Below are 26861 nucleotides of genomic sequence, written 5' to 3'. Positions count from 1 at the left end.
GGTGTGCCATGGCGTCAGGCGTTCTGGAGCGGCACGCCCTGGCGCTCCCATTGCCAGGCGTGTTCCACCAGCGTGTCCAGCGCCGCGTACTGCGGCCGCCAGTCCAGGCGCCGCTGGGCCAGCGTCGAGTCGGCCACGAGGCGGGCCGGGTCGCCCGGGCGGCGCGGTGCGTACTGCACCGCGATGTCGCGTCCGGTCACCCGCCGCGCGGCCTCGATGACCTCGTTCACCGAGAAGCCATGGCCGTTGCCCAGGTTGTAGGCCTGGCTGGGGTCGCCGGCCATCAGGCTCTGCAGGGCGAGCCCATGCGCCTCGCACAGGTCGTGGATGTGCACGTAATCGCGGATGCAGGTGCCGTCCGGCGTGTCGTAGTCCTGCCCGAACACCGAGATGTGGGTGCGGCGGCCCGACGCGGCCTGCAGCACCAGGGGGATCAGGTGCGTCTCGGGCTCGTGCCGCTCGCCCAGCTGCCCTTCGGGGTCCGCCCCCGCGGCGTTGAAGTAGCGCAGGCACACCGAGCGCAATCCGTACGCGCGGTCGTAGTCGGCCAGCGCCTGCTCCACCATCAGCTTGCTGCGGCCGTAGGGGTTGATCGGCTGCTGGCGGTGGTCTTCGTCGATGCGTTCGCTCTGCGGCTCGCCGAAGATCGCCGCGGTCGATGAAAAGATGAAACGCATCACCCCCGCGTGCCGCATCGCGTCGAGCAGGGTCAGCGTGTTCACCACGTTGTTCCGGTAGTACTTGCCTGGGTCCTGCACCGACTCGCCCACCTGGATGTGCGAGGCGAAGTGCATCACGGCGTCGAAGCGCCGGGTCCGAAACAACCCGTCGAGCAGCGCCTGATCGGCGATGTCCCCCTCGACGAACGTGCCGTGCAGCACCGCGTCGCGAAAGCCCCCGACCAGGTTGTCGAGGGTGGTCACCTCGCAGCCCTTCAGGGCCAGGTGCTTGACCATGTGCGAGCCGATGTAGCCGGCTCCGCCGACGACCAGGATGTTCATGTGTTCTCCCATGGGTGGATCTGTTGCCAGTGGCGTTCAGTTGGCGGGGTTGTCAATGATGGAATGGGGGCCATCTGGCTAAACGGCCGGCTGCTTGGCGGGCCGGGCCGGCACCATGCGTTGAAACAGGGACCTCAGTTTCTGCTGCCCCCAGGGCTCCGGGCCGTGGGCAATCAACAGGGCCAGCGACGTGATGAACAGCAGGCACGCCGCCAACAGCAGCGGTCGATCTTCGATGATCAGGGCAAGCTTGGGAACAAGGTACATCCCCAAAACGAAGTGCCCGAGGTACATGGGGTACGACAGCTTGCCCAGGGTGGTGAAAACACCCCTGATGCGGGGCCGTGCGATCGGGGGGCGGAGTGTGATGGACAGGACCAGCCAGGCCAGCATGAAGAGCCAGATGGCCGCGGCGATCACCATGTCACGGTCTGTGTCCGCCTTGAGCCGGATTTCAAGCAGGCACAACAGCACCAGCAGCGCCATGGCGGCCACCTTCGCGGCCGTTGCCTGGCGGTGCGTCACTGAAAAGAGGGTCATGCCCAGGGCAAAGTAGACGCCGTGATGCAGCAGCAGGAGCTTGTAGCCAAACCAGTCCAGCGGCGTGGCGAATTGAAGGCCCATGGCGGCCGCCACGCTGCAAAACACCAGGAACAGTCCGCTGACCGAGCCCAGCAGAAGCGCCAGGTGATCCAGCGACGCCAGTGCCGTGCCGCCACGGCGCTGCCGGACCACGATCGACAGGCCAATGACCGCATAGAAGATGGCTTCGATCACCAGAGTCCAGACCACCCCGTCGATGTAGGGGCCTTTGGGTGAGAGCACCATGGTTCGAAGCCAGTCCAGCAGCCTCTCTAGAGTGGACTCTCCCGATGCCACCCGGACGAGCAAGGCCATGGTGGCGTAGATCCAGAGCACCGGCAGGATGCGAATGGCGCGCTTGATGAAGAAGCCGTGCCAGGAGACACCGATCGCCGACTGGGCAATCACATAGCCCGACAGCACGAAAAAGAGCTGCACGCCGATCCAGCCACTGGCCGCCCAGTCGGGCAAGAAATCAAAGGCGACGTCTGACCCGGTGGCCCGGTGCTCCGGCGCACCGACGCCAAACGACTTGAAATGAAACAGGACCACCGCCAGGGAGGCCAGGAAGCGCAGCAGATCAATGCCGTACACATGGCCCATGGCGGTGGCTGACGCCACCGAAGGGGCGGTCGCGGGGGTGGGGCCCAGGGCGCCGGGGCGTAGCGTGTTCATGGCTGGGCCACCAACCGGGTCAACACGGGCGCGCCGTCGTGCGCCAGGAAGACCGCCTTCAGGTTCAGCCGCAGCGTCTCGTCCTGTTGCAAGGCGTTCTGCAAGCGAAAGTCGATGGCGCTGTCCACCACGAACAGGCCAGCCGCGCTGGATCCGCTGCTCTTCACTTCGTCCAGGCCCCTCACGGTGCGTCCCGCCAGCCGCTGGTTGAAGTCGCCCACGAAACGCGTGGTCGACGGGTGGCTGCGCCATTCCTGGTTCAGCACCTGCAGCACCGTTTCGCCCCGGCCCGAGCGCAGGGCACCGAGCACCTGGTCCATCGTGGGTTGCACGTCTTCCAGGCGGATCGTCGTGGGGGCTGTGTCCTGTGCGGTCGAATGGGTGGCGGTGTCGAGCAGCAGCCTCATGCCTTGCGGTGTGTGGATCTCGGCCGGGGACAACGCTGCCGTGGGCGCTGCCGCCCGTTTGACCGTCAGCGACGCGCCCGGGTGTTCGGTGTCGATGAACAACCAGCCGACGCCCGCCAGCAGCAGGACCGTGACCGTCGCGTGCGTGCCGCGCCGGGTCAGCAGGCGGGACAGCAGGCGGGACAGGCGGCCCTCACCGCCCCATTCCCGGGGCGTGCCCTGGGGGGCGGGGATGGCCTTGAGGGGCGCCGACGGCGTCGGCTCCGGCGCCAGGGTGGCGTTGTACCGCAGGCGCTGCACCGGTGAGGACAACACGTCGTTGGCGAAGTTGATGCGGGACGCCGCGTCGGCCGGCCAGGTCTCGTCCGCCGAGGCGAAGTCCGGGTGGGCCAGCCGGATCATCATCCGGTAGTGAGCGCGCTGCAGCTCGGGGGCCGAATCCGGGGTCAGCCCCAGCAGGGTGTAGTGGTCCGCGCCGGGGCGCAGCATCACGTTGCGCACGAAAAACCGCGCCGCCTGCCGGGCGCGCAGCGCGGAGACGCTCCCCCCGGAGTCCAGCCCGTCGACCGCCCGGTCCGTGGCCAGCCGCAGCACCGTGCCCACCCCGTCGAACAGCAGGGCGGGCTCGCGCCGCGCCACCGGGTAGCGGCCCGGCGCCCGCTCGAAATCCAGCAGGGCCGCCAGCACGCCGCCGGGGCGCGGGTTCGCCGCGAGGGGGGCCGGGGCGTGTGCCATGGGGTGTGCTGCGGGGTGTCAGGACGCGGGGCTCAGGACGGCGCACGCGCGCCGTTGGCCGCACCCAGCAGGCCGGGCGCCGTCTTGCCGGGCGCATGGCCGTAACCGTAGTACGACTCGAAGGCATCGTCGTTGGTGTGCTCGGTGCGTGCGTGGGTCAGCACCACGCCCATCGGCGCCAGCCCGGCGTTGCGCAGGCGGCGCAGCGCGTCCTTGATGCTTTTTTTCTTGGTGCTGGACGCCTTCACGGCGAACACGATGTGCTGGATCTGGTTGCCCAGCACGATGGCGTCCGCGATGCCCAGCAGCGGTGGCCCGTCGATGATCAGCTGGGTGAAGCCGAGCGCCTGGGCGCGGTCGAGCAGCATGCGCAGCCCCGGGCCCATCAGCAGCTCCACCGGGTCGGGGGGCGTGGGCCCGGCCAGCAGCACACCCAGGTTCGGCACCACGGTCTTGAGGATCAGTTCTTCGGCGGGCGCTTCGCCCGTGAGCAGGTTGGACAGACCGCGCTCGTTGGGCAGGCCCAGCGCCTTGTGCACCGAGGCCAGGCGCATGTCGGCGTCGATCAGCAGGACCCGCTGGCCCAGTTGCGCGAAGTTGATGGCCAGCGCCAGGGCGGAGGTGGTTTTGCCTTCGTTCTTGCCGCAGCTCGTGACCATGAGGTGCCGCGGCGCGCCGTCGGCGGTGGAGAACTGCAGCGCGGTCCGCATGGAGCGGTAGGCCTCCGAGAACCCGCTGCGGGGCTCCGAGTGGGCCAGCAGGCCCAGCGACTCGATGGACATGCCCCGGGGTTTGCGGGTCGCCGGAATCCAGCCCAGCAGCGGCAGGGCAAACAGGCGCTCCACCTCGTCTTCGTGCTTGATGGAGTCGTCCATCTGCTCGCGCAGGATGGCCGCCAGCACGCCGGCCAGCAGGCCGATCATCAGCCCCACGGCCAGGTTGATCGAAGGGCGCGGCCGGAAGGGGAACAGCGCGGACTCCGCCGCGTCCACCACCGAGATGTTGTTGGTGTTCAGGCCGCCCGTGACGCTCACCTCCTTGAGGCGCTGCAACAGGCTGTCGTAGACCTGCCGGTTGGTGTCGAGCTCGCGCTTGAGCAGGTTCAGGTCCACGCTGCGGTCCTGCACCATCAGCACCTCGTCGCGCGAGGCGCCCACGCGCGCGCGCAGCAGCGCTTCCTGCTTTTTGGCGGCGTCGAACTGGCCCTTGATCGAGGCCAGGATGGTCTCCACCTCGGTGTCGATGCGCCGTTGCAGTTCGTCGATCTGCGACTTGGCCTGCAGCATCGCCGGGAAGTTGGGCTTGAACACCGCCAGGTTTTTCGCGTACTCGGCCTCCAGCCGGGCGCGCTGCTCCTTGTAGGCCTGGACCGCCAGGTTGTCCAGCACGCGGGGGGCGCTCTCGGGCCGCGCGCGCACCTCCTCGTACTGCGCCTCGGCCTTCATCCGGTCCTGCTCGGCCTTGGCCAGCGCGGCGGAGAAATCGACGTAGTTCTGCGTGGTGGCGCTGGTCTTGTCGCCCAGGTTGAGGATCTCGTTGCGTTTGGCGTACTGGTTGATGACCCGCTCGCTCTGCTCCAGCTTGGCCTTGGTCAGCTGGATCTGTTCTTCGAGAAACTGCCGGGCATAGACCGAGGTCTCCAGCTTGCGCTCCAGGTTCATCGCGATGAAGGTCTGGGCGATCTGGTTGGCGATGCGCGCCGCCAGCTCGCCATCCTTGTTCATGACCTGCACCTCCACCAGCCGCGAGCTGCGCAGGGGCTCGATGTTGACCGAGTCGTTGAAGGCGCTGATGGTCTCGTTGCGGCTGAGGCGTTCCCCGTCCTTCACCGCCGGGTTGAACAGCTGGCGGAAGTTCCGGGTCAGCGTCGCGACGAAGCCGGTGTCGTTGGCGGGCGGCGGGGTGGGCGTGGCCACCGGCGCGGCGGGCGCCGCCGGGTCCGACGGCACCTCGCCCTCACCGGGTTTGTACAGGCCCATCTCGTCGATCACGCGCAGGGCCAGGGAACGGCTCTTGAGCAATTCGATCTGGGTGCGCAGCTGCAGCTGGTCGGACGCGGTGCCCTGATCGAGCTCCACCTCGGTGTTGAACCCCACGACCTTCTGGGCGCTGCGGTCGATCTGGATCAGCGTCGTGGCGCGGTACAGCGGGGTGATGCGCAGGGTGTAGACCGCCGCGGCCGCCAGGCACAGCAGGGTGATGCCCGCGATCATCCATTTGTGTCTGGCGATGGCCCGGAAGATTTCCTTGAGGTCGATGTCGTCGCTGGGCGCGGCATCGGTCTCTTCGCGCGCGCGCTGGGCGGATTGCAGCATGCGCGCCTGCTGCAAGGCCAGCGCCGTGGTGTGCGGCGGACCGTGGGGAGGGAGGGTGTTGGGCAGCATGGCAGTGGGGGCTCTAAGAGCGGAAGCAGGAAGGATCAGGGCGGCAGCGGGTGCGCTGCCGGGCTGGACGAGGTTGGCCCCGGACCGGGCGGGCCGCACCAGGCAAAGCCTGGGCCACCAGGAAGCCCGGGGGAGGACAGGAGCGCGTGTTCCGTGGGTGCATGGCCGTCACTCCTTGCTCACCGACACGCTGCGGATGCTGTAGTTGCTGTGCCGGGTGGCGTCCGAGTCGAAAGAAAAGTGGTACCCGAACTTGCCCACGAACTGGGCGTCGGTGATGGGCCAGCTCAGGGTGCTCCATTCGCCTTGCGCCGGCACCGTGTTCCAGCCCAGGCTTCGGGTGCCGCTGCGGCTTTCGTACTTCAGGTTGAAGCCGGCCGCGGTCGCCGAATTGCGCCGAACCACCGCGGTGATGCGCAGCGGCTGGGAGGTGTACGACAGGAAGTTGGGGTCCACCGTGAACGCGGTGATCGCCCGTGGCGCCGCGTCGAGCACCCGCTCGGTGCCCACGTCGCGCCACACCGGCGCCTGAACCAGGTGCAGGCCGCGCTCGCCGGCCGGGCCGCCGGGGGCGCTGAATTCGATGCGCTTCGCGCCGCTGTGGTCGCCGTTCCAGGGGAAGGGCCTGGCCTGGTTGGCGCTCGCCAGCTGGACCCACGCGACCGCGTCCCGGGGCAGCAGGGCCAGGGCGGGCACGGGGTTCAGCGCCAGCGAGCTGGCCGCCTGCACCCCGCCCGACAGCGGCTCGACCACGCGGCTGCCGGCCGGGAGCGCCACCGCCGCGGTGGTGCCGGGCTGGCTCCAGGCCACCAGCACCGGGCCCTGCGGGCCGTCGAAGAGAAACCCGTGGTGCTGGTCGGCGAGCAACAGCCAGCCCACATAGCGCGGCTGCGGGCCGAGGTGGGTGATCAGCGAGCGCAGGGCCGTGTGGGCGGGGCGCGGGCCCTGGGGGCCGATCAGGCCGAAGGGGCCGGAGTCGCCGTCCAGGGGCTCGAACCAGTGAATCCGGGCCGCGCCCTGGGCCAGGCCCATGGTGTAGACCTTCAGCAGCTGGCTGGCCTGCGCCGTCTCGTCGTTCCGGGCGTCGATGGGCTGCCCCACCTCGGTGAAATACACCGGCACCTGGGCGCGCTCGGGGTTGCGCGCGCGCAGCATCTTGCGGATGGTCGGCACGATGGCCATGTACTGGGCCTCGAACCCGCGGGGGATCAGGCCGGCCGTCTCGTAGGGGTGCACGGTGATGAAGTCGAACTTGTCCTTGGCGCCGGAGAGCAGCGCGCGGTCGAGGTAGTTGAGGTTGACGCTCTGGGCCGCCAGGCCCACCTGCACCGACGGGTCCACGCCCTTGGCCGCGTCGTGGGCCAGGGCCACCATCTGCCCGTAGACCTCGGGCGGCGTGTTCGGGGTGAAGTTGGGCGGCTCGTTCCAGATTTCCCAGTGGCGGGTCACGGGCTTGAAGGTCTGGACCCGGTCCCGGACGTACCGCTGCCACGCCGCCGGGTCGGCCGGGTCCCGGTACTCCAGGATGCCGCTGAAGCGGATGGACGCGGGCACGCTCTGCGCCACCTGGGAGGGATCCAGCGTGGGGCTGAAGCCCCGCACCCAGCCCACGCCCGCCTCGGCCACCGGCCCGATCCAGCTGGCCAGGCGCCGGGAGGACGAGGCGGAGGACGCGACGCCAAAGGGGTTGGCGGCGGCCTGCTCCGCGGTGGGCGGCGTGGGGGCCGCGGTTGGCTGGAGCGACGCCGCGCCCGCGCCGAAGCGGGGCCCGTCCGCGTACAGCGCCGCCATCGACACCATTGCCAGGGCACCCACCGCCAGCACCGTCACCAGGGGTTTCATGGTGCGCCCTTCCGCGCCGGGAACGCCAGCGCCAGGGCCCAGGCGCCCGCGATGCCCGCCAGATCGGCGAAAAAGTCAGACCACGACGGATCGAACGAGGGCTGCCCGATCTGGTGCACCTCGATGAACGCGCCCAGCGCGGCCGCGAGCAGGAACGCCACCACCCGACCCATGCCCAGCACCCGGTGGAACACCCACCAGGTGGCCAGAAAGCAGAGGAAGTGGGCGGCCTTGTCCCATTGCGCGTAGGCGGGCCGGATGATGTCCACCTGCGCCATGAAGAACACCAGCACCGACACGCCGGCGGCCAGCACGGGGGTGCCCATCCAGGCTCTAGACGGCGGCTTCTTGGGGGCCATGGGGTTCCCTTGGTGGGGCGATCAGGGCGGCCAGCCGGTGCACCGAGCGCAAAGACCGCTGGGCGCACGCGTCGGACGACAGGGGGGCCGGCGCGGCCGGGGTCGCCAGCAGCCGGTCGACGATCGACGGGGCGGACGACGGCGACACCTCGGCCAGGGCCCCCGGGCGCTGCACCTCGTCCAGGAAGGCGCCGACCTTCTTGTCCCAGGCGAGCGCCACGAACGGCTTGTCACAGGCCAGCGCGGCAATGATGGCGTGCAGGCGGAAGGCCACGATGCCGGTGCAGCCGCCGATGACGTTGACGAGGTCGGTGGGCGTCTGGATGCGCTCCGACACATCGGACCACCACGCGCGGGCCGGGTCGCCCTCGTTGAACGCGCGGCTCAGGCGCTGCGCGAACGCGCGGTCTTCGGGGCTGCCGTTGGTGAAGAGCCGGACCTGGGCCCCGCGGGCGCCCAGGTTGGCCAGCAGGTCGAGGTAGAAGGTGAAGAGCACATGGTCTTCCAGCGAGGACAGCCCGTGGTACTGCAACTCGCCCGGGCTCATCACGCCCACACCGATGCGGGCCACCCCGTCGGGCGGGGGCGGCTCCTGGGCCACCGGCGGCAGGGCGAGCGCCGCGAACACCCCGGGGTCGAGCACGGTGACGATGTCGCGCTGTGCCGGGCCGAGCGCGCGCGCCAGCAGCGTGGCGGAGCGGGCGTCCCGCACGGCAATGAAGCGCAGATCGCAGGCGCCGAGGGCCTCCAGGAACAGCTGGCGGCCGGTGGGTGACCAGTCGTCGGAGACCCCCACGCCGTAGAGGTACACCGGCAGCCGCAGCCGGGCCGCCTCCATCAGCGCGCCGTGGATCTTCTTCGGGAAATTCAGGTCCTGGTCCGCCAGCAGGTTGCCGCCGCCCAGGATGACGGCGTCCAGCCCGGCCATCTTGCGGCGGTAGAACGGCCGCAGGCGAAAGCGCACCAGCAGCGCCAGGTACAGCCGGGAGGCCACGCCCAGGGCGAACGCCGGCAGCATCGAGCGCACGGCGTTGAGGCGCTTCTTGGACTGCAGGCCCTGCGAAAAACTCTCCCGCCCCGCCAGGTCGATGAAGTGCGGATCGAGCTGGGCCGGTGACGACGCCAGACCGTGGCGCAGGCACTCCGCGATCAGTCCGTCGCCCAGGTTGGGGCTGTACGCCACGTTCAGGATACCGACCTTGAGCTGGTTCATTCAGTGCGTCCGGATGTGGCTGGGTTCACCCGCCATCGCGCCATAGAGGGACCGCAGGGCGCCGGCCCAGCTGTCCGTGGTGTTGGCCACCTGCCGCCAGTGGGCATGGCCGTTGTCGCTCATGGTCCGCACGAGCGTGTCGGAGGTGTTGAGCTGGCCCATGAGCTGGCCCAGCTGTTCCACATTGTCCGGCGAAACCGTCATGCCTGCGTTCATCCGGACCAGGTCCGCCGCCACCGCCGAACTGGTCGAGACCACCACCGGGATGCCGCTGGCGATGGACTCGATCGCCACCAGTCCGAAGGTTTCCCGCAGCCGCGACGGCATGATGACCGCGCGCGCGTGGCGCAGGTGCGCGCCGATGGTGTCCCGGTCCTGCCAGCCGGTGAATTCGACGTCGGGGTACTGCGCCTTCAGGGGGTCGAGCAGGGGGCCGGCGCCAATGACCTTGGCCTTCACCCGGGCGCGCTGGGCGGCCGCGAGGAAGGTGTCGACGCCCTTCTCGGGCACCAGTCGGCCGATGAACAGGAACTCGGCGTTGGCTTCGGCCGGGATGCGGTCGGTGGTGAACGGCACCACCGGGTTGGGGATGGTGAGCACCGTGTGGTCCAGGCTGCCGCTGCGCAGGAAATACGGACGCATGGCCTCGTGCGGCAGCGCGATCCTGAAGCTCGAGTCTTTCAGGTTGAACCAGTGGTTCTTGACCTGGTGCCGCGCCACGCGCCACAGCTTCTGGGGGTAGCTGCGCTGGTCGCAGTGGGACAGCAGGCAGCCCACCTGGGTCGGCAGGAGTTCGCACTCCTTCATCTGCGGGTAGTTGATGAACGCGCCATTGGGGCACGCCGGGAAATAGTCGTGGGCGTGCACCAGGGTGCGGCTGGAGACCCGGGCGAGCGCCCTGAAAATCGAGGGCGAAAAAATCTTGCTCCAGCCGTGCAGGTGGTAGACGGTGTGGGGCGTGTCGTGGGCGCCGATCCAGTCCGCCAGGAAGCGCTGTGCGGCGGCGTTGTACAGGCCGTTGATGGCGTTGTTCAGCGGCCGGGCCGGATCGATGGCCGCGCCATCGAGGCCGATGCGCGAGACGTCCGCATTCAGCGCGCCGTCGTCGGGGCGGTGGTCCCCGCAGAGGAAGGTGACGGGCACGCCCATCGACGCCATGAGGTTGGCGTTCGCGATGGCCAGCGAAGACGCACCGCCCTTGGCCGAAGAAAAGTCGTTGAGCACGACCAGGCGGAGCGGGTGCGGCATGGCGGGGTCGCTCAGGGTGTCCGGGGTGGCGGGCGGGTGGGTCACTGGATGCCCTTGACCCGGGTCGGGTGGCAATGGCCCTGCAACAGGTCTTTGATGGCCATGAAGTTGCCCTTCAGCCGCCCGGTGTAGTCGCGGGACTGGTTGCGGAACAGCGTGTTCTTGCCGTTGGACAGCAGGTTGCGCAGCAGGGTCCGGCAACCTTTCTGGAGGGGGATGGTCTTTTTCTTGATCAGGTACAGGGGGTTGGCGATCTGGGAGTAACCGAAGCGCACGCCGCTGGTGCGGCCCGACGAGGTGCCCATGTGCACCCCCCGGCATTCGGGGATAAGCCGCAGGGCCCCCTTCTGGCTGGCCTTGACCGAGTAGTCGACGTCTTCGAGCCAGCCGTAAAAAGGCAGGTCGGGATCGAACCGGTCGGTGCCGGCCACGGTGCCGCGGTACGCCATGTTGCAGCCGTAGAGGTCGGGCACGTCCCGGCGGGGGCCGGACCAGGTGTGTTTCATGGGCGGCAGGCGGGACCCGATGAAGTCCTGGGCCTGTGATTCCGTGATCGGCTCGCCCGTGATGCCATCGGCGACCACCGTGCCGCCCACGCCGACCAGTTGCGGGTCGTTCAGGAACGCCTCCCTGCAGTGGGCCAGCCAGTCGGGGGCGAGGCGGAAGTCGTCGTCGAAAAACGCCACGAACCAGCTGCCCGGGTCGCCGCCCCGGGTCAGGGTGGCGAGCCGCTCCAGCCCGGCGTTGCGCTGTTTGGTCAGGCCCGCCTCCGACAGCAGCACCGACACCGTGGCGGCGCTGTACCGCGGGTGGGTGTCCAGCCCGGCCACGTCGGCGGGTTCGCTGCCGACAAAGAGGATGTGCTCGATCGGGCAGGTCTGCTCCTGGAGCGAGCTCAGCACCCCCCGGGCGATGGCAGCGCGCCCCTTGGTGGCAATGACGACATAGGCATTCATGGTGGTTCCTGAAGGTCTGTGTATCAAATGAAAACGGTGCCGGTGGAGGGGCTCATCGGCGGAAAGACAGGAACCGCTGCAGGATGCCGTTCTTCCAGGCCAACACCAGCAGCAGCACCAGGGTGATCGAGTCCCCGAGGATCCGGGCGTAGGCGGCCCCCATGGCCTGGTGGCTGTTGCCCATGAACACCAGCGAGCCGATGCCGATCGCCGAGCCGGCAATGACCACGGCGGCGAGCGTGCGCTCCTGGTGCTGGGGGATGAACAGGTAGGCGCCCAGCACGATGATGGCGGCGTTGATCGGGAACACCACCGACAGCAGCTTCAGCAGTTCAGCGGTTTCCTCGAACCCGGGGCCGAAGATCAGCGACACGATGGGCGCGGCGAACCCGTGGCTGACGGCCGCGCCCAGCGTGGCCACCAGCAGCAGCAGGGCCCCGATCTTTCGGGACAGGCGGTACGCACCGTCGGGGCTGGTCTTGAACAGGGCGGTGATCTTCGGGATGAAGATGTGGCCCATGGGCGTCATGATGCTGATGCCCGCCGCCACCAGCCGGTCCGCCGCGCCGTAGGCCCCCACCATGTCCGCGCTGGCGTACAGGCCCAGCAGGTAGGTCAGTGCCGCCCCGACAAAAATCGCGTTGCTGATGTACAGGAACAGGTAGCCCGACGACCGGATCAGCTGCAGGCCCGCGCGCCATTGAATGAGCCGGTCCAGGCTGAACTCACCGCGGCACGACCAGTAGGCGATGGCCGTCACCATGAGCGCGGACAGCAGCATCAGGAAGATCGCCAGATCGGCATCCGTCGGCGAGCGCACCAGCGACAGGATGAGCGACAGATTGAACACGAACCCGATCACCTCCAGGCGGACGGTGGTGCGCGGGCGGTGGGTGCCGGTGTAGTACCAGCCCAGGTTGAACGCCGAGACCACGCCCATGGCCAGGGCCGCGTAGGCGGCCCAGCGGTTGGCCAGCAGGATCGGCGACAGGTGGATGGCGATCAGGGCCCCCGGGATCACCAGCAGGGCGAGCCACAGCCGGGCGGTGAACTGCGCGCCAAAGATGTCGGCGTGGCCGGACGACGACGCGATGGCGCGGGTGCCGGCCGGCGGCAGCCCCCAGCTGTTGAAGATCCAGGCGAGGTTCATCAGGGACAGCGCCGACAGCATCACGGCATAGCCCTCCATGCCCAGGATCCGCCCGTAGAACGGGATCAGCACCAGCAGGTAGACGTAGCGCAGGGAGTAGGCCGCGTAGACGAACGCGAAGTCCAGCGACGACCGGGTGGCGACCGGGTTGGCGCTCACTGGACGACCCTCCGTGCTGCGCACTGCGGGGCTGAGCGCCTTCGGAACGGCCGGGCGGCGCTCACTGGAGTACCTTCGCCCTGCGGGCTGCGGTGCGAGCTTGCTTGGGAACGGCCCGGCGCGGCGCTCATCTCGCCCCCTGTGGCAGGGCTTCCAGCTTCAGCTCGCTGGAGCGCGCCGGGTACCTGGAGACCAGGCCCAGCTTGATCCCGAGCAGGTAGGCCAGGGCCAACCCGAAGTCGGCCGTCGTGCCCACCAGCAGCAGGTTGACAAAGGGCGGGATGAAGGCGAAGAACAGCCCGCGCTGAACCGACCTGAACCTCGGCGAACGGTAGTAGCTCCAGCGGCCCAGCAGGGCCTTCAGCAGGAAGGCCATGAAAAAGAGCCCGCCCAGCACGCCGGTGTTGCTGAACAGGGCCGCCAGGAAGCTGGAGGTGCGGGTGCCCCCCACGCCCACGCCCAGCCCGTAGGTGTCCTGCAGGGCCTGCAGGCTGACGGTGGTCCACAGCGTCCGTTCTTCGTACGAGTGGGACTCTTTCTTGTAAAGAATCATGTGGCTGAAGATGTCGGACAGTTCACTCAGCAGCCTGGGCTGGAACGACAGGAACAGCGCCACGAGCGAGAGCACGCAGCACCACAGCAGCGCGGTTTTCGTGAGCGGGGTCTTGCGGAGGCTCACGTCGTTCCAGAGCCAGTCCACGACCACCAGCACCAGGAAGACGCCCACGCACACGATGGCGGCCGACGACGTGGAGAGCAGCGCCATCAGCACCAGGGCGAACACCAGCCCGATGTTCTTGGCGTAGCCCAGCGGGTCCTTGTGAATGGCCAGGCGCAGGAAATAGAGCAGGGACAGGAAGAACACGCAGACCGAGCCATAGGACGAGGCCTCCGGCATCAGCCCGACGGTGCGCTTGTTGCCGAACACCTCGTTGGAAGTGAGCAGGGCGTACGAGGCGGTCCGGAACGGATCGAGGAGGGCGTTCAGGTTGACGAAGTTGCTGGCGTAGTCGAGGGCACCCGTGGCGACGGTGATGAGCGCGCCCAGCCGGATCGGCCCGAGCAGGTCGGCGACGTTGAAGTTCTTGTGCGTCAGACGGACGAAACAGAACACCGCGAACACCGAGATCGAGAGGTAGGTCAGCTGGGAGAAATTCTGGGTGGTCGGGTGCAGCAGTTCCTCGACGATCATTTCCGACGACCGGATGGGAAAGATCGTCACTTCGCTTTCGAAGATCCGGGGCATCAGCAGCGTGGCCGCGCAGGCGATCATCCAGAAGACCGAGAGGTACACGGTGCCGTTTTTCGACAGGGCGATGCCCGCCAGCGAGCTGCGGTCCTGGCGGTTCAGCAGCAGCCGGGCGCCGATGAGCAGGGCAATGATCGGGGTCGGTGTCAGGGTGAGGCCGCCGGTCAGGGCGGTGGGGATGACCGCCAGCGCGCCGAACGGGAGCGACCCGAAAAAGATGCAGAGGCCCGTGCGGGGTTTGCCGATCAGCACTTGCGCCGCCAGCACCCAGAACAGACCGATGACCAGGGTCTCCATGGCCTAGCTCCATCCTTCGGCGTGCTGCGGTGGCGGGGCCCTCTGGGCCGCCATCGCACGCGCCACGGCCTCGAGGAACCGGCGCTGGAAGATGGCCTTGTCGAAGCCTGCCGCGTGTTCGCGCAGCGCCTCCACGTCGAACCGGTGCTGGCCGGCTTCACATGCGCGAATCGCGGCTTCCAGGGCGCTGTTGCTCTGCTCGTCGAACAGGATGCCGGTCTTGCCGTGCACGATGGTGTCGAGCGCACCGCCCTTGCCGTAGGCGATCACGGGGGCGCCGCTGGCCATGGCCTCCACGGGCACGATGCCGAAATCCTCCAGGCCCGGGAACACCAGGGCCTTGCAGGTTTCGAGCTTGTCCTTGACCACGCTGAAGGCCTGGCGCCCCATCAGCTGCACGTTGGGCGCGGCGATGGCCTTGAGGCGGTCGAGCAGCTCGCCCTCGCCGATCACCACCAGGGGCAGCCCGAGCCGGTTGAACACCTCCACCACCATGTCGGCCCGCTTGTACGGCACGAGCTGGCCCAGGCAGAGGTAGAAGTCGCCGCGCTCGCGGCGGTGGTCGAACGAGGTCACGTTCACCGGCGGGTAGACCACCTCGGCGTCGCGCCGGTAGAACTTGCGGATGCGCGAGGCCACGAAGCTGGAGTTGGCGACGAAATGGTCCACGCGGTCGGCCGAGGCCCGGTCCCAGACACGCAGCCAGTGCGCCACCCACGGGAACAGCGCGCGCACGACCCGGCCCGCGCCCTGGAGGTAGGCGGGGTACATGTCCCACACGTAGCGCATGGGCGAGTGGCAGTAGCAGACGTGCAGCGCGTCCGGCCGGGTGATGACGCCCTTGGCCGGCCCCGACTCGCTGCTGATCACCAGGTCGTAGGCGGACAGGTCCAGCTGCTCCAGCGCCACCGGCATCAGGGGCAGGTACTTCTGGTAGTGCTTCGCCGCGCCCGGCAGGCGGGCGATGAAGGTGGTGACGACCAGGCCCTTGAAGCCCTCGCCCAGGGTCTTTCGCACCAGCGCCTCGTCGCACACGTGCACATACAGGTCGGCCTCGGGGTAGAGCTCGGCGATGGCGGCCACCACGGCCTCGCCGCCGCGGTTGCTGAGCCACCAGTAGTGAACGATGGCGACTTTCATCGGCTGAGGGCGGCCCGCACCGGGGTGTCGGGCGGTGTGGCCCGGGTCGCGGTGGCGCGACCGTAGGTGTCTTCGAAGCGCACGATGTCGTCTTCGCCCAGGTAGCTGCCCGACTGCACCTCGATCATTTCCAGTTCCATCCGGCCGGGGTTGTGCAGGCGGTGCAGTTCACCCACCGGGATGTAGGTGGACTGGTTCTCCGAGAGCAGGAAGGTGTCTTTGCCGCGCGTGACCTCGGCCGTGCCCTTGACGACGACCCAGTGTTCGGCGCGGTGGTGGTGCATCTGCAGGCTCAGGCTGGCGCCGGGTTTCACGCCGATGCGCTTGACCTGGAAACGCTCACCCAGGTCGATGCTGTCGTACCAGCCCCAGGGGCGCGCCACCTTGCGGTGGGTGAGGGCCTCGGCGCACTGCTGGTCCTGCAGCCGCGTCACGATGTCCTTGACCTGCTCGACACAGTCCTTGTGGGCCACGAGCAGCGCGTCGGGCGTGTCGATGATCAGCAGGTCCTGCGTGCCGAGCGCGACCACCGGCCGGTGGGGCGCGTGGATGAAGGTGTTGCGCGCCAGGTGGGTCATCCCCTGGCCCTGCACGCGGTTGCCATCGGCGTCGGCGGGGCTCAGGTCGGCCACGGCGTTCCAGCTGCCCACGTCGCTCCAGGCGCCGGGAAAGGGCACCACGGCCACGTTGTCGTGGTGCTCCATGACGGCGTAGTCGATGCTCTGCGAACGGCAGGCGGCGAATTCGGGGGCGGTGGGGGTGATCCACTGCGGCGCGGCGCCCGGGGCCGGTGGCGACATGGCCGCCGGGGGCGCGGGCAGGGCCTTGCGGCAGCTGGCCACGATGTCGGGGGCGTGGCGCTCCAGCGCCTGCAGCAGCACGCTGGCGCGGCAGAGGAAGATGCCGGCGTTCCAGAGCACGCCGCCGCCCAGCAGCAGCGACTGCGCGGCCTCGGCCTGCGGCTTCTCGATGAAGCGCTGCACCTGCAGCGCGCCGTCCGGGCGCAGCGGGCCTTGCTGGATGTAGCCGTAGGCGGTGCTGGGGAAGCTCGGCACGATGCCGAACGTGACGATGGCGCCGCCCTCGGCCGAGGGCACGCCTTCCTGCACCGCGCGGGCGAAGGCGGCGGTGTCTGGGATGTGCTGGTCGGCCGGGCAGAACAGCAGCAGCGCGTCGGGCTGGCCGTTGTCGGTGGCCTGCAGCGCGGCCAGGGCCATGGCCGCGGCCGTGTTGCGGCTGGTCGGTTCCAGGATGGCCTGGGTGCCCGCGGGCACCCCCTGCAGCGCGTCGGCGACCATGAAGCGGTGGCCCTCGGACGCGACCACCATGAGCTGGGGCCCGAGCGAACCCACCCGCTGCAGGGTGAGCTGCAGCAGGCTCTTGCCCTCGATCAGCGGCACGAACTGCTTGGGAAAGCTTTTGCGGCTCAGTGGCCACAGGCGGGTGCCGGAGCCGCCGCAGAGGATGACGGGAGTGATCATGTTGCAGTGCCGCATAAGGTGGGTTGAAAACAATGTCGCCCGCAAGGCCTGGCGGCCGGGCGGGCGGTGGCCTCGGGCTTAGACGGCGCCTTCTTGCTTGAGCACCACCCGCACCGTGCGCAACATGATCACGAGGTCGTACCAGAGGGACCAGTTGCGCACGTACCAGGCGTCGAAACGGATGCGGGAAACGTAGGTGGCGTCGCTGCGCCCGCTCACCTGCCAGAGCCCGGTCATCCCGGGCCGGGACATCAGGTAGTAGGTGACGTTCTTGCCGTAGCGCGCCAGCTCGTCCTGGATCAGGGGGCGGGGACCGACCAGGCTCATTTCGCCGGTCAGCACGTTCCAGAGCTGGGGCAGTTCGTCCAGGCTGGTGCGGCGGAGGAAGCCGCCGATCTTGCTGATGCGGGGGTCGTTCCTGAGCTTGAAGTCCCGCTCCCATTCGGCCCGGGCTTCGGGGTCGTTGGCCAGCAGCTTCTTCAGTTCTTCCTGGGCGTTGACCACCATGGACCTGAACTTGTAGCACTTGAAGGGGCGGCCCTTCTGCCCGACGCGCACATGGCCGAAGAAGGGGCTGCCGCCATCGCGGGAGATCTTCCAGGCAAAGTAGGCGAACAGGGGCGACAGCACGAGCAGGGCCGTGGCCGAACCGACGATGTCCAGCGCCCGCTTGAGGATCTGGGGGCCCACGCGGTTGAGGTTGTTGCGGGCGCGCAGAAACAGCACGTCGTGGCTGAAGAGGTGGGACGCCTCCATGCCGTACATCGGCAGGTCGCCCAGGGCGGGCACCATCACGAAGTCGTCGCGGGTGAGCATGAGTTCCTGCGAGAGCTCGCGCAGCCAGTTGTTGTCCCGGATGCCGAGCACCCCCACCAGGTGGTAGGCGCCGGGCTGGGCGAGAAACTCCCTCACCGCCGGCGTGAGCGCGGTGGGCGCCACCACCGGCCCGCCCTTGAACGCCACCAGGCGCTCGCCCGGATGGGGGCAGACCACCGCGACGGGCTTGTAACCCAGTAGGGGCTCGCTGGCGAGGGCGGTGGCGGCCTTCTCGACGTCGTCGGGGTGACCGATCAGCACGTAGGGCTGGGTCAGCATGCCCTGGGCCAGCAGGCGTTTGCGGATGGCCAGGCGCGCCAGCGGCAGGCTCACCAGGACCAGCGCCCAGGTGGCGCCGGTCCAGAGCCGGGACAGCGACCATTGGGCGCTGTACATGATCATGGCGTCGATGAGCGCGGCGGCCAGCACCACCTGGATGATCTGGCGCGCTTCGTCCCACCAGGGCTTTCGGCGGTAGGCGGTGTAGTGGCCTTGCACAGCCCCCATCCAGCCGATCATGGCCAGCGCAATCGCCATGAAGAGCGTGAGGCGGAGCTGGCCGTTGTCGGCCCACCAGACGTTCAGGGCGTCCGGCAGCGTGGCCTCACCGCGCAGCCAGACCGGCAGGCGGCCCGCAACGAAGCAGCACCACAGCACGCTGAGGTCGGTGAGCATGAGCCGGGCCATCACCCAGCGCTGGCGTGAGCTGTGTCTGACCCAGGGGGCGAGGCTGCGGGCGAGGTCGTTCTCGTTGTACATCGAGACGACGGTGTCACCGCTGCCCTCCGGGGAGGGCTGGGGCGACGGTAGCTGTGACAAAGGCGATGGACGAGCGTTCATGGGCACCTCATTGACCAACGGTCCGGGGGACGGTGGGATTTCAACCAGCATTCAGCAAACTTCAGGCCAGAGTGCTGCACAGAGGGGGCGAGTATTAGTCCAAAAGGGTGCATTTGCTGCGTTGCAACACCTAACTTAAGTAACACATCGTTCTGACAGGGTAATCACCAACTGTTACGTCGATATTGCGGTGATCGGAATGGCGCGTGGGCCGACGAACGGTCAGAAAGACCCGCGGCCAGCGGGCGCGCCGTGGGCCGGCTGCACCAAAAGGTTGTGAGAAATTCCACGTTTCGGCCCCGATTGCGGGCGCCGGTCCGTCAATTGGTGCGTCAGCGGAGGCTGGCGTCGGGCAGCCTGTGGCGCCCCAGCCCGAACCGGGCGAGCCACCGACCCACGTTGCCTTCGGGTGGGATGAAGATGTCGGGCAGCGGGAAACGCTGCGGCGGCGCGTCCTGGATCACCGCTTGCGGGCGGTCGAGCACGAGGCGCCGCGCCTCGGCCGGACCGAGCAGCCGCTGGGCGACGTGCAGCGCCTCGCTGAGGCCGGGGCAACGGCGTCCGGTGGAGTGGGCGTCGCTGGCGATCACATGGGCGTGGCCGTCGCCGATCAGGCGTTCGCCCCAGTACCTGGCGCGGGGGCCAAAGACGCCCGTGAGCGCGCCGGCGGTGATCTGCATCCAGGCGCCCTGCTGCACGAGGCGCAGGAACACGGCGTGGTGCTGGGCGATCCAGGTCAGGCGTTCGGGGTGGGTGATGAGGGGGGTGTAGCCCGCCGCGATCAGCTCGCCCACGGCCGCCTCGAACCGGGGTGGCGGCGTGGTGTGGGACGGTTCGAGCAGCAGGTAGCGCGAGCCGTTCAGCGTGGGCACGCGGCCGCTGCGCAGGCCTTCCAGCAGGCCCGGCACCAGGTGAACGTCAGCGCCGACCACCAGCTGCAGGGGAATGCCCGCGTGGTCGAGCTCGGCCTGCAGCGCATCGCGACGGCGCGCGATGAGGGGGCCGTCGTTCAGGTACATGCCGGGGTAGATGTGCGGTGTGCACGCCATGGTGTGCACACCGTCGGCCACCGCCATGCGCGCCATCTCCAGCGACACATCGAGGGTCCCGGCGCCGTCGTCGATGCCCGGGAGGATGTGGCTGTGCAGGTCGATCATGGCCGCCCGTCGGGCCCTGGCCTTCTCATTTGAAGGGGTTGAGCGTGTCGAGGATGTCGCGGAACAGCGAGTCCCGCAACGCGGTGCGCTGTGGGTTGCGCTTGACCACGATCACATCATCGGACTGGATGGCGGGGTCGGTCACCTCGCCCGCGCGGATCTTGTCGAGGTCGAACACCTTCGGCTCGGACGGCTGGCCCTGGGTGTTGCGGAACAGCATGATCTCGTTCAGCTGGGCGTACTGGGCGCCCCCGCCGGCCAGCGCCAGCGCGCGCAGCAGCGTGAGCTGCCCCGTCACGGGGTAGATGCCTGGCTTGGCGACCGCGCCCTCGATGGTGATGCGCTGCGTGGTGAACTCTTTGATGAAGAGCGAGACCTGCGGGTTCTGAAGGTAGTTTTCGCTGTACTTCTTGGCCAGGTGGGCTTCGGCCTGCTGGGCCGTGAGCCCGGCCAGCTGCACCGTGCCGATCAGTGGAAGCGACACGGCACCGGTGGCGTTCACCCGCACCGAGCGCCGCATGTCGGGCACGCCGAACACGTCGAACTCCAGCAGGTCGTTGGCGCCGATGCGGTAGTCCGGGTTGACCACGGCCAGCGAATTCAGGGGGGCGGCTGCGCCCGGGGCTGGCGTGGGCCTCGCGCCCGCGGGGGTGCCGGCGGCCGGTGTGCTGTCGGCGTTCACGGGGTGGGTCGGCTGGCGGCCGCTGTCCACGGAGGTCTGCAGCGGCTCCTGCAGCAGCGGCTGCAGGGGCGCCTGGGCGAACGCCGCGCCCACGAAAAACGGGCCCAGCAGCGCCCACAGCCTGGAGGGCCTCGGGTGCTGCCGTGGGCTGGCACGGGTGCCGGGCCCGCGGAGGTGCGTTGGTTTGATGTCCATGTGTTCCTGTTTCCCTGAACGCCTGCGCGCAAGCCGGTGGGTGCATGTGCGGATGTGGCCATGTGCCGGGATCCGGGCGAACGCGGCCACGGCAGAGAAGCAAGACCAAGGCCAAGGGGGTGCCTGTGGTCTTTTGACTACAAGGATCATGGCACACGGCATCCCCGCGTGGGGTGCCCTGTTTCCATTCAAAACATGAATTACGCCGATCCGGCCCCTGGCCCCGCATCTTGAAGGGCCGTTGCGACAGGCGTTTGACGGTGGGGCGCATCACCTCGGCACGTCCGAGGGCATGGGGTCGGCGGGGGCGCGCAGCGCGGCGTTCGCCGCTTCAGATGGCCGAAATGTCGGTCTGCACCGGCCAGTGCAAGGCCTGCGTGCCCGGCGTGTTCACGCCGAACTGGTGTTGCAGCACGAGGGTGTAGCGCCCGGGGCGGGTGCTGCAGACGCGGTAGCCGTCGTCCACAGGGCTGAGGCTGACGCCGCTGGCACCCGGCGCGTGGAGCTGCCACCGGTCCACGCCCGGGGCGGCCAGCCGCAGCGTGACGCAGAAGCCCCGCTTCATGTTGGACAGCACCACCAGCCGCTGCTCGGCGCTCAGGGCGCCGTCGGCGCCGGCCGTGAGTTGCAGGGGGTGGCTGTTTTCCATGACCCGCATGACGGGCGGGATGACGATGCGGAAGTCGAGCGAGGCGCTGGCGCCGGCCGTGTGGTTCCCCGTGACCAGCATGCTGTCGCCCAGGCTGGGCGACGGCACGGCCAGCAGGGCGAGGCTGGCGACCAGGGCGGGCAGGCGGCGAAGCATTGGGGACATGCCCCTTTTTCGGCAGTCCCGTCCCCAACTTGATGGCCAAACGTCGGCCGGTGGACCGCGCCGGCGCGGCCGGGCTCAGTCGGCGCGCTGCACCGGCAGGCTGATCCGGGTGGTTTCGCGCAGGCGCACCTCGATCCGGGCCTGCCCGTCGTCCACCACACCCCAGGGCAGGGGCAGGGTTTCGTTGCGCACGGTCACGTTGCGCGGGCCGCTGGCGACGAAGGGGAAGCTGAAGCGGCCTTGTGCGTCGGTGCGCACGGCGTAGCGGTTGTCGAGCGTGACGGTGACGCCGGGTGCGCCGGTTTCGCTGGCGTCCTGCGTGCCGCTGCGGTTGGCGTCGAAGAAGACGGTGCCCTCGATGCGGCCGCCGCCCTCGCTGGCGCGCCCGCCCAGCGGCACGCTGCGGCTGCCGGCCGAGAGTTCGTAGCGCAGCACCACCTGGAAGCTGCGGTCGGAGGTGGTGTCGGTGTCGTTGACGATGGGGGCCAGCGGGTCGAGCGGGCGCACGCTGCGGCTGCGGCCGATGGCGCGGGTGTAGGTGCCGTCGAGGCTCCAGCGTGGGGTGAGGCGCCACTGGCCGCCGAGGTTGAGGTTGTGGCGGTTCTGGCCGTTGCTGGCCTTTTCGGTGCCGAACTGGCCGCGCAGCTGGGCGCTGCTGCCCACCGGCGCGTTGATCGCGAGCGCCGCCGACCAGAAGCGGCCGCCCGGCTCGCTCGCGCCCGGGTCGGTGCGAGCGCCGTAACGACCAAAGCCCAGGCTGGTGGAAACGGTCCAGCCCAGCGGCACCAGCCACTCGTGGTCGTGGCTGATCTCGCGGGTGGCCCCCTGCTGGCGGGTGGCGCCGGCCAGTTCCAGCCGCAGGCCGCTGGTGCCCCAGTCGTTCTGCCAGCGCCAGTCGGTGTAGCTGGTCCAGGCGTTGCCGTCGAAGCGGCGCAGCGCGGCGCCGGCGCTGAGCTGGTGGCTGCGGTCCAGGCGCCAGCGCGCGCTGCCCGAGGCGTAGCTGCCGCTGGCCGCGCGCCCGCTGATGGAGCGCAGCCAGTCGTAGGAGCCTTCGGCCGACCACTGGCGGGTGCGCCACTCGCTTCGCAGGGTCGCGCCCTGCACGTCGCTCGGCATGGCCAGGCCGGCCCAGCTCAGGCCGGGCTCCAGCCGGTAGACGCTCAGGCCGTGCTGGCGCGGGCCTTCGTCGCCATCGACATCGACCCAGAAACCGTTGGCGCCCTGGCCGGCGTTCTGGGCGCGCAGCACCTGGCCCTGGGTGCGCAGTTCGGCGCCCTCGTGGCGCAGGTGGAACAGGGTGGCGCTGGCGTCCTGGGTGGTGTCGGCCAGCTGCAGCGCCGGGACGCCGCTGGCGCGTTCGTGTTGCACGGCGAGCGTCCAGCCGGGTTCGGCCAGGCGGGTGCGGCCGATGGCCGGGAGCGCGCTGGCGGCGAGGTCGGTGCCGCCCGGGTGCCACTGCGCACCGAGCGCCGAGCGCCGACCGCCCAGGCCCTGAAAGCCGCTGGCGGGCAGGCTGGTCAGCTGGCCGGGCTCGCCGTTGGCGGCCAGCAGGCTCACGCCGCTGGCGGCGTGTTCCCACTCGCCGCGCAGCCCCAGCAGGTTGGAGGTGGGCACCAGCACGCGCGAGGGCAGGCGGGCCAGGTCGTTGGCCGGCGCGCTGATCACGCCCAGTTCGTGGTGGCCCACCCAGCCGCCGGGCAGCGGCAGTTCGCGCTGGCCCAGGGTGAGGCTGCTCTGGCTTTCGCCAGGGGTGACGCTGCCATCCACGGACAGCACCCCGTGGTTGGGTGTTTCGATCAGGCCGTAGACCCCGTAGCCAAGCCGGGCCCGGCGGCCGTCGTCAAACGCCAGGGTGCCCACGCGGGCGTCGAGCTGGAGCTGGCGCGGCCAGCCGCTGCGGTCGTAGGGGATGTCGAGGGCGTCGTCTTCTGCGGGCGCCAGGCCCTCGATGACGCGGTCCTGGTAGCCGGCGGGCGCGCTCGGGGCGGCCGTCGCGGTCGCTGCCGTGCCCGAGGCTGGCCGGACAGGTTCCTGTGCATGGGCCAGTGCGCCCCCCAGCGCCAGCAGGCCGCAGGTGGCCCGGATCACCAGCGTCATGGGGCGAAGCTCACGTCCAGCGGCAGGCGGGCTTTGCCCGATTCCAGGTTCCCTTTGGCGCGCAGGGGGAAGCGCAGCTCGGGCGCCGGTTTGCCTTCGGGCGCCACGGGCGAGAGCGCGATGCGCCGGGTTTCGCCGGGCAGCACGGGCAGGTCCGCCGGCGACAGCTCGACGCGCAGGCCGGCGGCGTCGGTGCCGTCGATGAAACCCTCCAGCCGGCCGGTGGCGCTGCCGTGGTTGCTGATCCTGAGCACGGCCACGGGCTTGCCGCCGACCTGCACGGTCTCGGTGCCGGCGATGGCCAGTTGCGGCGCCACGTTGCCGATGGCGGCGTAGACGATCACGCCGATGCGCCCGCCCACGGGGAAGCTGATGTTGCCCTGCACCTGCGCCGGGTCCAGCCCCTCGACCATGATGGCGAAACGGCATTCGCGTGGCGGCGTGCCGGCGGGTGGCGAAATTTCAAACCGGTAGCGGTAGCGCGCGCCGGGCTCGATGGCCAGTTCGCGGCGCTCGATCGCCACCCAGGGGCGGCAGCTGTCGGCGCTGAGCTCGTTGCTGAAGGTGACGGCGTTGTCGGCGCCCAGCGTCCAGTCGTTGGTGTAGATGCGGTAGTTGCCTTTGGTGCGGCCGACGTGCTGGATCTCCAGCACCTGGCGCAGGGGTTCGCCGGGCTTGACCTGCACCTCGAAACGCGGGGGTGAAATGTAGGCGGCAAAACCCTGGGCCAGCGCGGTGGCGGGCAGCAGGACGGCGGCGATCAGGGCGGTGGGCAGCAGGCGTGTCATGGGGGCAGGAGGGCGGGCTCGACGTCCAGCTCGAAGTGGAAGTTGAGGCGGCGGCTGTTGCTTTGCCAGTCGGGGCCGGAGATCAGGTGCACCAGCAGCTGGTCCTGCAGGCTGGCGCCGCGGATCGTGCCGGCGAACACCAGGCTTCTTTCGCCCGAGACCAGCCGCCCGGAACGCAAGGGGCCACGGGCGGTCCAGACGGCTTCGATGCGCGACGCCTCGTCGCGCGGCAGCACCATGTAGATGCGCCCGCTGCGGCCGTCCCACTCGCGGGTGTCGATGTGGACGTTGACGCGGATCCAGGCCTCGGTGCCACCGTCGCGGTCGGCCCGGGTCTGAGGCGTCCATTGCATCTGGGCGTTGGGCGGCACGGTGTGGCTGCGCGAGTCGTCGAGCCGGTGCGGGTTGGCGAGCGCAGGGGTGTTGGCCAGGGCCAGCACGGCGCAGAACAGCAGGGTGCGGGCGTTCATGGGCTGCTCACGGTGTAGGTGACCTGCCCGTTGTAGGTGCCCGCCGCCCGCACCGCGCTGTTGGCGTAGGTGAAGCTGTGGCAGTTCTCGATGTAGGTGTTGGCCGGGATGGTGGCCAAGGTCTGTGTGGCGCCATTGAAGGTGCCGGCCGGGATCACGTTGGGCACATTGCTGCCGGGCGCCGAGACGGTCCAGCTGATCTGGCTGAACGGGATCGTGTCGCCCGCGGCGCTGACGAGGTTGGCCGGAGAGGTCACGCGCAGCGTCGCACTGGCCGGGCCGTTGTTGGCGTTGCTGCGGCGGTACGAGGCGCCGATGATCACCTGGCTGGCCGGCGTGGGGCAGGTGTTGTAACCGTCGTAGAGGCTGGCCGACTGGGTGCTGTCGCTGGTCATGGCCTGTGGCGTGCCGCTGAGCAGTTGCGCACCGGTGAGGTTGGCGCTGACCAGGTTGACGGTGCCGTTGTCGCGTTCGGCGGTGCCGTTGCCCACGTGCAGGAACACGCGGCGGGACGCGGCGGCCAGCGTGATCGACCAGGCGTGCGCCACGCCCATCGGCGCGCAGCACAGCACCAGCAGGCCGAGGGCGGCGAGCCGGTGGGGAGGGCAAAGGCGCTGCGCGGGGATCATGGTGTCAAGTGGACTTGGAGCAGGCTGGCGCCAGAAGGTTTTCAGGGTGCGTCGGCGGAGGCTCAAACGACAACGGAGGGACCGCGGTGTGCGGACCCTCCGTGGGGGGGCTGTCTGCCAGCCCGGGAACAGGCCCGCCGGGCGGTCGCACTCAGGGCATGGCGGCGGTGTAGGTCACGCGGCCGTTGGTGGTGCCGTAGGTGCCGGGTGCCACCACGGCCGAGTTGGCGTAGCTGAAGGTCCAGTTGGCCGAACGGTCGGTGACCTTGGTGCCGGAGGACAGGGTGACGTTGCTGGCGGCGCCGGCGCCGGTGAGCGGGATCGCGGGGCTGGGCAGATCGGCCAGGCTGCTGGTCGATGTGATCTCCGACCATGCAATGGTGTCGGCGGTGCCGTTGGTCAGCGCGCCGGTGGTGCTGGCGGCCAGGGTGATCTGGCCGTTGTTGCCCACCACGCGCACCGGCACCACGTTGCCGGTGATGGCGCCGGCGGCGGCGCCCGTGCCCAGCGCGGCCGCGTTGGTGGAGTAGTCGAAGGTCACGGTGTCTTCGGTGGTGTTGGTGGCCAGGCCGGTGGCGCCGGTGCCCACGCCCAGGAACAGCACGCGCGGGACGACCACGCGGAAGTTCAGGTCGGCGGTGGCGTTGCCGGTGCCAATGACCAGCTGCGACTCGGCCGACGCGAGCAGGGGGGTGGCCAGGGCCAGGGCGATGGCGGACTTGAGGATCAGGGACTTGTTCACGACGTTGCCTTCATGGAGGGGAAACCGGTGTGGCCACAGCATTTTGAATACTTTGGTCACTCTTGTATGGGGCCTGATGTTAGGGATGGCAACATATTGTTGCAAGCCCGAACCCGGGAGAAAGTCACGTTTTCCAAGCACTTACAGCGGTCTATTCCCTCGGCGGTCGAAGTTTGAGGACGGATGGTCACAAAAAGGGGTCAAGTTTTCGACGAACGTGCCGCCCCCGAACTTTTGGGTAACAGGTGCGACAACGGAAGTGCGCTCGCCGCCTTCACCTCGCCCAGCGAAAAGCTGGTGTGCAGGTCTTTCACGTTGGGCAGGTTGATCAGCACCTCGCGCGCGAAGCGGCTGAATTCGCCGAGGTCGGGGCAGACCACCTGCAGCTCGAAGGTGCCCGAGCCACTGATGTAGTGGCAGGACACGATTTCGGGGATCTTCTGGATCGCGGCCTCCATCTGGCGCAGCACGTCGCCGCTGTTGCGCTCGGCGTCCAGCCGCACGAAGGCGAGCACGCCCAGGCCGATCTTGTCGCGGTTGAGCTCGGCCCGGTAGCCGGTGATGAAGCCGGCCTCCTCCAGCGCGCGCACCCGGCGCCAGCAGGGCGCGGCCGACAGGCCCACGCGGCTGGCCAGCTCGGCGTTGGTCAGGCGGCCGTCGTTTTGCAGTTCGTTCAGGATGGCGAGGTCAAACTTGTCGAGTGTTTCCATGATTGGCTGTTTCTAGAAAGAAGCTTTCTCAAGTGTCGCGAAA

At 69.2% G+C, this 26861-nt stretch carries 23 protein-coding genes; all 23 read right to left on the bottom strand.

What is annotated here, in order from left to right:
• Positions 1–14: 14 nt before the first annotated feature.
• The gene (gene galE, locus IV088_RS08065; protein WP_291100236.1) at positions 15–1001 is read right to left on the bottom strand and encodes a UDP-glucose 4-epimerase GalE; all 987 of its coding nucleotides are present in this window, start codon (positions 999–1001) and stop codon (positions 15–17) included.
• 78 nt (positions 1002–1079) lie between these two features.
• The gene (locus IV088_RS08060) at positions 1080–2258 is read right to left on the bottom strand and encodes an acyltransferase (RefSeq protein WP_291100233.1); all 1179 of its coding nucleotides are present in this window, start codon (positions 2256–2258) and stop codon (positions 1080–1082) included.
• A complete protein-coding gene (locus tag IV088_RS08055; RefSeq protein WP_291100230.1) occupies positions 2255–3400 on the bottom strand; it encodes a J domain-containing protein in 1146 nt (381 codons plus the stop codon). Before IV088_RS08055 ends, IV088_RS08060 begins: the two co-directional genes overlap by 4 nt.
• 32 nt (positions 3401–3432) lie before the next feature.
• Positions 3433–5784: a polysaccharide biosynthesis tyrosine autokinase gene (locus IV088_RS08050; RefSeq protein ID WP_291100228.1), complete on the bottom strand. Its 2352-nt coding sequence runs from the start codon at positions 5782–5784 to the stop codon at positions 3433–3435.
• A 168-nt stretch (positions 5785–5952) separates the two neighbouring features.
• Positions 5953–7626, bottom strand: a complete 1674-nt coding sequence (locus IV088_RS08045; RefSeq protein WP_291100225.1) for a hypothetical protein — start codon at positions 7624–7626, stop codon at positions 5953–5955.
• Complete coding sequence (locus tag IV088_RS08040) at positions 7623–7985, bottom strand: hypothetical protein (protein ID WP_291100222.1); 363 nt, start codon at positions 7983–7985, stop codon at positions 7623–7625. The genes IV088_RS08045 and IV088_RS08040 overlap by 4 nt, the downstream gene beginning before the upstream one ends.
• A complete protein-coding gene (locus tag IV088_RS08035) occupies positions 7960–9198 on the bottom strand; it encodes a polysaccharide pyruvyl transferase family protein (RefSeq protein WP_291100219.1) in 1239 nt (412 codons plus the stop codon). The genes IV088_RS08040 and IV088_RS08035 overlap by 26 nt, the downstream gene beginning before the upstream one ends.
• Entirely contained in the window at positions 9199–10491 is a 1293-nt protein-coding gene (locus tag IV088_RS08030) for a glycosyltransferase family 4 protein (RefSeq protein WP_291100216.1), read from the bottom strand.
• The gene (locus IV088_RS08025; RefSeq protein WP_291100214.1) at positions 10488–11402 is read right to left on the bottom strand and encodes a glycosyltransferase family 2 protein; all 915 of its coding nucleotides are present in this window, start codon (positions 11400–11402) and stop codon (positions 10488–10490) included. The genes IV088_RS08030 and IV088_RS08025 overlap by 4 nt, the downstream gene beginning before the upstream one ends.
• A gap of 52 nt (positions 11403–11454) precedes the next feature.
• Positions 11455–12711: an oligosaccharide flippase family protein gene (locus IV088_RS08020; protein ID WP_291100211.1), complete on the bottom strand. Its 1257-nt coding sequence runs from the start codon at positions 12709–12711 to the stop codon at positions 11455–11457.
• Between the two features lie 127 nt (positions 12712–12838).
• The gene (locus tag IV088_RS08015; protein ID WP_291100208.1) at positions 12839–14257 is read right to left on the bottom strand and encodes a hypothetical protein; all 1419 of its coding nucleotides are present in this window, start codon (positions 14255–14257) and stop codon (positions 12839–12841) included.
• A gap of 3 nt (positions 14258–14260) precedes the next feature.
• Positions 14261–15397 carry a glycosyltransferase gene (locus tag IV088_RS08010; RefSeq protein ID WP_291100207.1) on the bottom strand — a complete coding sequence of 379 codons (1137 nt, stop codon included), beginning with the start codon at positions 15395–15397 and terminating at the stop codon, positions 14261–14263.
• A complete protein-coding gene (locus IV088_RS08005; protein WP_291100204.1) occupies positions 15394–16878 on the bottom strand; it encodes a mannose-1-phosphate guanylyltransferase/mannose-6-phosphate isomerase in 1485 nt (494 codons plus the stop codon). The genes IV088_RS08010 and IV088_RS08005 overlap by 4 nt, the downstream gene beginning before the upstream one ends.
• A 78-nt stretch (positions 16879–16956) precedes the next feature.
• Entirely contained in the window at positions 16957–18369 is a 1413-nt protein-coding gene (wbaP, locus tag IV088_RS08000) for an undecaprenyl-phosphate galactose phosphotransferase WbaP (protein ID WP_367171576.1), read from the bottom strand.
• A gap of 497 nt (positions 18370–18866) precedes the next feature.
• Positions 18867–19691, bottom strand: a complete 825-nt coding sequence (locus IV088_RS07995; protein ID WP_291100198.1) for a CpsB/CapC family capsule biosynthesis tyrosine phosphatase — start codon at positions 19689–19691, stop codon at positions 18867–18869.
• A gap of 25 nt (positions 19692–19716) precedes the next feature.
• Positions 19717–20568, bottom strand: coding sequence for a polysaccharide biosynthesis/export family protein (locus IV088_RS07990; RefSeq protein WP_291100195.1), 852 nt, complete (start codon positions 20566–20568; stop codon positions 19717–19719).
• A 331-nt stretch (positions 20569–20899) separates the two neighbouring features.
• On the bottom strand, positions 20900–21382 hold the full coding sequence (locus tag IV088_RS07985; RefSeq protein WP_291100192.1) for a hypothetical protein: 483 nt from the start codon (positions 21380–21382) through the stop codon (positions 20900–20902).
• 75 nt (positions 21383–21457) lie between these two features.
• Positions 21458–23479, bottom strand: a complete 2022-nt coding sequence (locus IV088_RS07980) for an SdrD B-like domain-containing protein (protein WP_291100189.1) — start codon at positions 23477–23479, stop codon at positions 21458–21460.
• Positions 23476–24267, bottom strand: a complete 792-nt coding sequence (locus IV088_RS07975) for a hypothetical protein (protein ID WP_291100187.1) — start codon at positions 24265–24267, stop codon at positions 23476–23478. Before IV088_RS07975 ends, IV088_RS07980 begins: the two co-directional genes overlap by 4 nt.
• Complete coding sequence (locus IV088_RS07970; protein ID WP_291100185.1) at positions 24264–24737, bottom strand: hypothetical protein; 474 nt, start codon at positions 24735–24737, stop codon at positions 24264–24266. Before IV088_RS07970 ends, IV088_RS07975 begins: the two co-directional genes overlap by 4 nt.
• Positions 24734–25366: a hypothetical protein gene (locus IV088_RS07965; protein ID WP_291100182.1), complete on the bottom strand. Its 633-nt coding sequence runs from the start codon at positions 25364–25366 to the stop codon at positions 24734–24736. Before IV088_RS07965 ends, IV088_RS07970 begins: the two co-directional genes overlap by 4 nt.
• A 151-nt stretch (positions 25367–25517) precedes the next feature.
• The gene (locus IV088_RS07960) at positions 25518–26108 is read right to left on the bottom strand and encodes a hypothetical protein (protein ID WP_291100180.1); all 591 of its coding nucleotides are present in this window, start codon (positions 26106–26108) and stop codon (positions 25518–25520) included.
• A gap of 200 nt (positions 26109–26308) precedes the next feature.
• Positions 26309–26818 (bottom strand): Lrp/AsnC family transcriptional regulator, encoded by a 510-nt coding sequence (locus IV088_RS07955; RefSeq protein WP_291100177.1) that lies wholly within the window; start codon positions 26816–26818, stop codon positions 26309–26311.
• Positions 26819–26861 lie beyond the last annotated feature (43 nt).

Source organism: Hydrogenophaga sp., assembly GCF_018780075.1.
In the GTDB taxonomy this organism is placed as follows: domain Bacteria; phylum Pseudomonadota; class Gammaproteobacteria; order Burkholderiales; family Burkholderiaceae_C; genus Hydrogenophaga.
Note: the sequence above shows the minus strand (reverse complement) of the source record. Positions and strands in the feature narration are given on the sequence as shown.